This is a genomic window from Streptomyces aureus (assembly GCF_001418135.1).
GTDB classification, from domain to species: domain Bacteria; phylum Actinomycetota; class Actinomycetes; order Streptomycetales; family Streptomycetaceae; genus Streptomyces; species Streptomyces aureus_A.
In genome coordinates this window covers 1-8,630 of the sequence record NZ_LIPQ01000537.1, presented here as the reverse complement: position 1 = coordinate 8,630, position 8,630 = coordinate 1, and the positions used below count along the sequence as shown (strand labels likewise).

The 8,630-nt window shown below is 75.0% G+C and carries 7 protein-coding genes; 1 reads left to right on the top strand and 6 read right to left on the bottom strand.

Annotated elements, in window-relative coordinates:
• The 3 genes from AOK00_RS37855 to AOK00_RS39565 all read right to left on the bottom strand — a co-directional run.
• On the bottom strand, window positions 1-154 hold a 154-nt coding region (locus AOK00_RS37855), incomplete at its 3' end, for a zf-TFIIB domain-containing protein (protein ID WP_173861710.1).
• 135 nt (window positions 155-289) lie between these two features.
• A partial coding sequence (locus tag AOK00_RS33375) for a phosphotransferase family protein (protein ID WP_254047596.1) occupies window positions 290-1,165 on the bottom strand: 876 nt, incomplete at its 3' end.
• Between the two features lie 149 nt (window positions 1,166-1,314).
• Entirely contained in the window at window positions 1,315-1,482 is a 168-nt protein-coding gene (locus AOK00_RS39565; protein WP_173861709.1) for a hypothetical protein, read from the bottom strand.
• Window positions 1,483-1,994: 512 nt separating this feature from the next.
• Here AOK00_RS39565 and AOK00_RS33370 point away from each other — a divergent pair.
• Window positions 1,995-3,218: a serine/threonine-protein kinase gene (locus tag AOK00_RS33370; protein WP_055603893.1), complete on the top strand. Its 1,224-nt coding sequence runs from the start codon at window positions 1,995-1,997 to the stop codon at window positions 3,216-3,218.
• 139 nt (window positions 3,219-3,357) lie between these two features.
• On the opposite strand, the gene AOK00_RS33365 is transcribed toward AOK00_RS33370, so the two are convergent.
• The 3 genes from AOK00_RS33365 to cobT all read right to left on the bottom strand — a co-directional run.
• On the bottom strand, window positions 3,358-4,176 hold the full coding sequence (locus tag AOK00_RS33365; protein ID WP_055603892.1) for a TrmH family RNA methyltransferase: 819 nt from the start codon (window positions 4,174-4,176) through the stop codon (window positions 3,358-3,360).
• A gap of 73 nt (window positions 4,177-4,249) precedes the next feature.
• Complete coding sequence (gene cobA, locus AOK00_RS33360) at window positions 4,250-5,503, bottom strand: uroporphyrinogen-III C-methyltransferase (protein WP_055603891.1); 1,254 nt, start codon at window positions 5,501-5,503, stop codon at window positions 4,250-4,252.
• Window positions 5,504-5,857: 354 nt separating this feature from the next.
• Window positions 5,858-8,630 (bottom strand): nicotinate-nucleotide--dimethylbenzimidazole phosphoribosyltransferase (cobT, locus tag AOK00_RS33355; protein ID WP_055603890.1); only part of this gene is annotated, 2,773 nt, incomplete at its 5' end.

Below are 8,630 nucleotides of genomic sequence, written 5' to 3'. Positions count from 1 at the left end.
GCGGGGCCTGCTGGACCCACTGGGACTCCAGGCGGGTCAGCGCCTCCAGCTCGCCGTAGTCCAGGAATATCCCGCGGCAGCCGCTGCACTGCTCGATCTGGACGCCGTTGCGGTTGTACGTGTGCATGGCCGCATGGCACTTGGGACACTGCATGGTCGGCTCAACTCCCTGACTTCGCCGTACGAATGGTGGCTTCACCTTACGTGGACGCCGTAGTGGCCGAGTCGGTTCGATGTCCGGCGATACGGGCGCAGGTGTCGATCATCACGCCCTCGACCTCGTCGAGNNGGCGACGGCGAGCGCCGCGGTCTGGACCGTCAGGGCACGGGCGGGCACGTCGAGTTGGACCCATGGATCCGCGCCCACGGCCGGGCCGCCCGCCTCCTGGTACGCGCCCAGGAAACGGGACCAGATCTCCGGGGGCAGGATGCCGGCCGCGAACCAGGCTGCGGGGCGGGCCAGATCCCACGCGGGGTCGCCGAGACCGGCGTCGTCCATGTCGATCAGCCGCCAGGGGGCGTCGACCGGCGCCGGCGTACCGGGAGGCTCCACGGACCCGGCGTCCCGGACCAGTTGCCCCAGGTGGAAGTCGCCGTGACAGAGGAGGCGGGGGCCGTCCGGCGCGACGCGGCCGGGGACCGACCGCCAGGCGGCCAGGACGGTCGTGGCGGCCGGGTGGTCCGGCGCCGTCCGGCGCATCCGGTCCACCGCGAGGGCCGCTTTGGCCGGAGCCCTCATCTCGGGGAGCCGGCCGGCCGCCCCCGCGGGCGGCGGGGTGCGATGGAGCCGGGCGAGGAGCGTCGCTGCCTCCTCCCACGGGGCGGCGTCGGGGTCCGCCGGGTCGACGGGCGAGCCGTACGGCCACACGCTGACCGGCCGGCCGTCGAGTTCGCCGGGCGTGGACATCGGGAGCGGCGGGAGGAAGACCTCGCGGACGTCCGGGTGGGCGGCGAGCGCGATCCGCGCCCGGTGCGCCTCGGGGTCGGTGCCGGGTGCGTGCGCCTTCGCGACCAGTCGCCCGTGCCGTACGACCGTCCCGTCGTCCCGGTCCGCCAACACACCGACGAGGTCGCCCGCACAGCGGCAGGGCGTGCCGGGGCGGTGGGCGGCGGTGCGCGCGTACGCGGCGAGGCCGTCGAGGAGGGGCCGGTCGGGGAAGTCCACGGGGGCGAGCGTACGGGGCGGGAACGCGCGAGGGCCGGTCAGCTCCCCAGCTGACCGGCCCCACGCTGCCGTCCGCCGCACCCCCGTCCCCACGGGGTTGAAGGCCGGATGTCCCGACCCGGGCCGCTCTCCCGGGTCCGGGGCGCTGATCAGCGCCCCAGCATCACGCCCACGGACGACGCCTGTGTGACCACTGCCTCCCAGCCGCCGAAGACGACCACGAGCAGGGCCGCGAGAGGGAGGACCATGGCGGTGGCCACCAGCGGGTGACGCCGGCTCGAAGGCTGGGTGCTCGTCCGCGATGCCGTGAAAGCCATGGTTCCTCTCCTGTCGTGTCTGGCGCGGCGGGTGCTTGACCTCGGGGGACGAGTGCTGCACCCGCCGCTTGACATCAACATTAGGGAGCCGGGAGCGCCCGGACGTCATGCCCGCGTACCGACTTGCGGGCCTCCCGGAGGATGACGCCGCGCCGTACGGCGTACTCCCCAGGGTGGAGACAGGGGCGCGGAACCCGGGGTCTTCCCTGAGGGGTTCCGGACGGGCCGGTGGAGGGGTGGCCGGGGCGTGACTTCGCTCACTTCGCCGGGCGTCGCGCGAACGCCCTGGTCGGAGGGGGTCGGGAGAGCCTCCCGTGGCACGCGGAGCTCGCCTTCGGCGGATCGTCAACTCGGTTGTTGGGGTGGGCGGTTGGGGTGTCCACCGGAGGCGCGCATTCCTCCCGTGTACCCCTCAGCACTGACAATCGATCCAGGTGCGAGGGCGCGGCCTATGAGCGCCTGCGGGCGCCACTACGTAAGCTGTGCCACGTCGAACGGACGAGGGGACGGACATGGCGATGATGCGGCTCCGGCGCGAGGATCCGCGGATCGTCGGGTCGTTCCGGCTCCACCGCAGGCTGGGGGCCGGCGGAATGGGCGTCGTGTACCTGGGGTCCGACCGGCGCGGCCAGCGGGTGGCGCTCAAGGTGATCCGGCCCGATCTTGCCGAGGACCAGGAGTTCCGGTCCCGGTTCGCCCGTGAGGTCTCGGCCGCCCGGCGGATCCGCGGCGGCTGTACGGCCCGGCTCGTCGCCGCCGACCTGGAGGCCGAGCGCCCCTGGTTCGCCACCCAGTACGTGCCCGGTCCCTCGTTGCACGACCGGGTCGCCGAGGAGGGCTCGCTGCGCGCCGCCGACGTGGCCTCGATCGGGGCCGCGCTCTCGGAGGGGCTCGTCGCCGTCCACGAGGCCGGGGTCGTGCACCGGGACCTCAAGCCCTCGAACATCCTGCTCTCCCCCAAGGGCCCCCGGATCATCGACTTCGGCATCGCCTGGGCCACCGGGGCCAGCACCCTGACCCATGTCGGTACGGCCGTCGGCTCCCCCGGCTTCCTCGCCCCCGAGCAGGTGCGCGGCGCGGCCGTCACCCCCGCCACCGACGTGTTCTCGCTCGGTGCCACGCTGGCGTACGCGGCGATGGCCGACTCGCCCTTCGGGCACGGCAGTTCCGAGGTCATGCTCTACCGGGTCGTGCACGAGGAGCCGCAGCTGCACGGCGTGCCGGACGCGCTGGCGCCGCTCATCCGGGCCTGCCTCGCGAAGGACCCCGAGGACCGTCCCAGCACCCTTCAGCTGTCGATGCGGCTCAAGGAGATCGCGGCGCGCGAGGCACAGGGGCTGCCGGTCTCGCGGCCGCCCGTGCAGCGGGAACGCACCGAGGAGCGCAACACCCTCCGTCCGACCGAGCGCTACACCGAGCGGGACGTGCCCGGTCGTGGGCCGGAGCGCGGTGCGGAGCGGGGCGGGGAGCGCGGCGGCGAACGGGGTACGGATCGTGGCACCGAGCGTGGTGCGGAGCGGGATCGCGGCGGGCGGGGGCCCGGGCCGTCCTCCCGGCCCTCCGCCGGGCCCCGGACAGGTGGCGGCCGGCCCGCGACCCGGCCGGGTGCGCGGTCGACGTCCACGGGCCGGCGGCCCGCCAATCCGCGGCTGCTGCGGCAGCGGCTCTTCGTCTTCGTGGTGGTGACGCTGGTGGTGGCCCTGGGCATCGCCGCCGCCCAGGCCCTTCAGGGGTAGATCCCGGGGGCCTGGGCTCCGGCTGGGCCGGGTCCGGGCTGTGGCCGTGGCTGGGCCGTGGACGGGCCGGGTCGTGCCGGCCCGTGCTCGGCCGTGGGGTGGTGCGCCGGGCCGAGGGGCCCGGCACCCGCTCTCAGGCTCAGGTCTCCGGGCGGCCCGTCGCCACCGCGTAGAACGCCACCGCCGCCGCCGCGCCCACGTTCAGCGAGTCGACGCCGTGGGCCATCGGGATGCGGACCCACTCGTCCGCGGCCCGCAGCGCCTGCGTGGACAGGCCGTCGCCCTCCGCGCCCAGCATCAGGGCCACCCGCTCCATGCGGTGCGGTGCGGCCTCGTCGATCGACATCGCCTTCTCGGCCGGCGTCAGCGCCAGAAGCTTGAAGCCCGCCTCCCGGACCGCCTCCAGGCCCCTCGGCCAGGTGTCGAGCCGGGCGTACGGCACGGAGAACACCGCGCCCATCGACACCTTCACCGAGCGCCGGTACAGCGGATCCGCGCAGTCCGGCGACAGCAGCACCGCGTCCATGCCGAGCGCCGCGGCGCTGCGGAAGATCGCGCCGATGTTGGTGTGGTCGTTCACCGACTCCATCACGACCACCCGGCGGGCGCCGACGAGCAGCTCGGCGGCGTCCGGGAGCGGCTTGCGCTGCATCGAGGCGAGGGCGCCGCGGTGCACGTGGTAGCCGGTGACGCGCTCCGCGAGGTCCGGCTGGATCGCGTACACCGGCGCGGGGACCTCGTCGATGACGTCCCGCATCACATCGACCCACTTGGCGGAGAGCAGCATCGAGCGCATCTCGTACCCCGCCTGGCGGGCCCGGCGGATGACCTTCTCGCCCTCCGCGATGAACAGGCCCTCGGCCGGTTCCCTTCTGCGGCGGAGTTCGACATCGGTCAGACCGGTGTAGTCGCGCAGGCGCGGGTCGTCGGGGTCGTCGATCGTGATGAGTTCGGCCACGAGGTGATACTGCCTTGTCCGGGGTGTGGTGCCAATGTGTGTGCGGCTGTGCGTCGCCCGCTCCCGAGCGGTGCTACGTGACCAGGCGGTCCGGGCCTTCCGTCACGACGTCACCGATCACGATGACCGCCGGCGGGCGGACCTCCTGCGTCCGCACCGTCTCCGCCACCGTCGCCAGCGTCGCGTCCACCCGGCGCTGCGAGGCCGTCGTCCCCTCCTGGACCAGGGCGAGCGGAGTCTCCGGGTTCTTGCCGTGGGCGATGAGCGTCTCGGCGATCTTCCCGATCTTGTCCACGCCCATCAGGATCACGAGCGTCCCCGTGAGCTTCGCGAGCGACGCCCAGTCGACCAGCGAACGCGGGTCCTCCGGGGCCACGTGCCCGCTCACCACCGTGAACTCGTGCGCCACACCCCGGTGCGTCACCGGGATGCCCGCCGCGCCCGGGACCGAGATCGAGCTGGAGATGCCCGGCACCACCGTGCAGGCGATGCCCTCGACGGCGAGCGCCTGCGCCTCCTCCATGCCCCGGCCGAAGACGAACGGGTCGCCGCCCTTCAGCCGTACGACGGACCTGCCCGCCTTCGCGTGCTCGATCAGCGCGTTGTTGATGGCCTCCTGGGCCATGAACCGGCCGTACGGGATCTTCGCCGCGTCGATCACCTCGACGTGCGGGGGCAGTTCGTCCAGCAGGTCGCGCGGGCCCAGGCGGTCGGCGATGACCACGTCCGCCTCGGCGAGCAGCCGGCGGCCGCGCACCGTGATCAGGTCCGGGTCGCCGGGGCCGCCGCCGACCAGCGCGACGAAGGGGGTACGCGCGCGGTGCTGCGGGGCCGCGATCGAGCCGTCCCGCAGGCCCTCGACGATCGCGTCGCGCACGGCGGCGGAGCGGCGCGGGTCGTGGCCGGTGAGCACCGCGACGGTCACACCCTCGCCGCGGCCCGTCGCCGGGGTCCAGGCCGTGGCGGCCTCGGCGTCGTCGGAGCGCACGCACCAGGTCCTGGTGCGCTCGGCCTCCGCGGAGGCGGCGGCGTTCGAGGCCGGGTCGGTCGTGGCGACCAGGGCGTACCAGGCGTCGGCGAGGTCGCCGTCCTCGTACCGCCGCTTGGTCCAGGTGATCTCTCCGGCTTCGGCCATCGCCTCGACCGAGGGGGTCGCGGAGGGGGAGATCAGCGTGATGTCGGCGCCCGCGGCGATCAGGGCGGGGAGCCGGCGCTGGGCGACCTGGCCGCCGCCGAGGACGACTACGCGGCGGCCGGCCAGGCGCAGGCCCACGGGGTAGGCGGGGTGCGTCGTCGGCTGGGCGGGGTGAGCGGCGTGCTCGGCCATGGGTGAGCGGCTCCTCGGAGGGCGGGTGCTGGCCGCTGCTGCGATGAAGCGGCTGGTGGGACGGCGGCGGGGCGCCTGGTGACCACGATATCGGTGGCGGGGGCACGTCAGGGTGTGACGGATCTCCCGGGGGGGGCTACGCCTCCCTTGAACACTGCCGGTCCGTGCCTCCGCCAGGTGGGCCCCCGCGTGGGGGACGCTCCGGGACCGTGTTCGGGGACCGCGTGATTCACGGCGCGTACCGGCCCTTGGGGAGCACGGCTCTTCTACGCGCCACACATCACGCCGCACGTCCCGAACACGCTCCGCGCGCGTCCCCCACCTCCGTGTGCGGGTGGGGGACGCGCCTCGGAGCTACTTCTCGGTGACGCCCGCCGAGTCGAACGTGGCCACCTCGTGCATCGCGCGGGCCGCGCTCTGCACCAGCGGGAGGGCGAGCAGTGCGCCCGTGCCCTCGCCGAGACGGAGGTCCAGGTCGACCAGGGGGCGCAGGCCCAGCTTGTTGAGCGCGGCCACGTGGCCCGGCTCGGCGCTGCGGTGTCCGGCGATGCAGGCCGCGAGCGACTCCGGCGCGATCGCGCGGGCCACCAGGGCCGCGGCGCCGGTGGAGACACCGTCGAGGATCACCGGGGTACGCAGGGAGGCCGCGCCCAGGATCAGGCCGACGAGCGCCGCGTGCTCCAGGCCGCCGACCGCCGACAGGACTCCGATCGGGTCCGCCGGGTCCGGCTTGTGCAGATCCAGGGCGCGACGGACGACGTCCACCTTGCGGGCGTGCGTCTCGTCGTTGATGCCCGTGCCGCGGCCCGTGACCTCGGTCGGGTCGACGCCCGTGTAGACCGAGATCAGTGCGGCGGACGCGGTGGTGTTCGCGATGCCCATCTCGCCCGTGAGCAGCGCCTTGTTGCCTGCGGCGACCAGGTCGCGGGCCGTTTCGATGCCCACCTCGATCGCCGCGAGGACCTCGTCGCGGGTCATCGCGAGACCCGTGGTGAAGTCGGCGGTGCCGGGGCGGACCTTGCGGGGCAGGAGACCGGGGGTGGCCGGGAGTTCGGAGGCCACGCCCACGTCGATGACGCACACCTCCGCGCCCACCTGGTTGGCGAAGGCGTTGCAGACCGCTCCCCCGCCGAGGAAGTTGGCGACCATCTGGCCGGTGACCTCCTGCGGCCAGGGCGTCACGCCCTGGGCGTGGACGCCGTGGTCGCCCGCGAAGATCGCGACGGCCGCCGGCTCCGGGATCGGCGGCGGGCAGACCCGGGAGAGTCCCGAGAGCTGCGCCGCGATGATCTCCAGCATGCCGAGGGCGCCGGCCGGCTTGGTCATCCGCTTCTGGCGCTCCCACGCCTCGCCGAGCGCCTTCGCGTCCAGCGGGCGGATGTTGGCGATGGTCTCCTGGAGGAGGTCGTGCGGCTCCTCGCCGGGCAGCGCGCGGCGGCCGTACGTCTCCTCGTGGACGACCCAGGCCAGGGGGCGGCGCTTGGACCAGCCCGCCTGCATCAGCTCGGGCTCCTCGGGGAACTCGTCGACGTAGCCCACGCAGAGGTACGCGACCACTTCGAGGTGCTCGGGGAGGCCCAGGGCGCGGACCATCTCGCGCTCGTCGAAGAAGCTGACCCAGCCGACGCCGAGGCCCTCGGCGCGGGCGGCGAGCCAGAGGTTCTCGACGGCGAGCGCCGAGGAGTACGGGGCCATCTGCGGCTGCGTGTAACGGCCGAGGGTGTGGCGGCCGCCGCGGGTCGGGTCGGCCGTCACCACGATGTTGACCGGGGTGTCGAGGATGGCCTCGATCTTCAGTTCCTTGAACTGCTTCGCCCGGGCCTTCGGCAGCGACTTGGCGTACGCCTCGCGCTGTCGCTGGGCCAGCTCGTGCATCGTCTGCCGGGTCTCGGCGGACCGGATGACGACGAAGTCCCAGGGCTGCGAGTGGCCGACGCTGGGCGCCGTGTGGGCGGCCTCCAGGACGCGGAGCAGCACCTCGTGCGGGATCGGGTCGGAGCGGAAGCCGTTGCGGATGTCGCGGCGCTCGCGCATCACGCGGAGGACCGCCTCGCGCTCGGCGTCGGCGTAGCCGGGGGCCGGGGCCGACTCGGCTTCCTCCGCGTCCTCCGCTTCCTCCGTGCCTTCCGCTTCCTCCGCGACGGGGGCCGTCTCCGGCTGCGCCTCGGGGGCGGCCTCCTCGGCCTCCGCGGGCGCCTCGGGGGCGACTGCCTCCGCGGGCGCCTCGGGTGCCTCGGGGGCGACGCCCTCCGCGGGCTCGACCGGCTCCGTCTCCTCGCCCTGCGGGGCCTCGGCGGCGGGCGCCGCCTCGGCCTCGGTCTCCGGGGCCGGCTCGGGGGTCGGCTCGGTCGAGGCCTCGGGGGTCTCCTCCGGGACGAAGGGGATCTCCTCGGCGACCGCCTCGACGGGGGCCTCCTCGGGGAGCTGCTCCTCCGCGGGCCGCTCCTCGGTGACGGCGACCGGCTCGGCCGGTGCCTCCGCCACGGCGACCGACTCGGCAGGCGCCTCGGTGACGGCCGCCGCGACGGCCTCCGGCTGCTCCTCGGCGTCCGGGACCTGCGCGGCCTCCGGAACCTGCTCGGCCTCGGGTGCGGCGACGGGCTCCTCCGCCTCCACCGGCGCGGGCTCGGGGGCCTCGGCGGTCGGCTCGCCCTCGCGCGGGGCGGGGACGGTGGCCTGGACCTCGGGCGTCTCCGCCGGGGCCTCAGGCGCGGTCTCCTCGACGGCCGCCGGGGCATCGGGTTCCGACGGCGCTTCCGGCGCGGGGGTCGGCTCCGGCGCCGGGACCGGGGCAAGGTGCGAGGTCGTCGGGATGTTGCCCTCGGCCTGGACGAACTGCCCGCTCTGCGGGACGACCGTTTCTGCGGGGAGGGCCGGGGCCTGCGGGGCCTCGGGCTCCTGCGGCTGCGCGGCCCACGGCTCGGCGCCCTGCGGCGCGAGCTGCTGGTCCTGCGCGATCTCGAAGTACTCGGGGCCGCCGGTCGGCGGGCCCGGGTTCCGTACGGGCATCGGCGCGGGGCCGGTGGCCACGACCGGCTCGGGTACGGGGACCGGCGCGGGCTGCGGGGCCGGGGCGGGCGCGGCGGCGGGGCCGCGGTCGGCCAGCGAGAGGACGACGCCGCCGGCC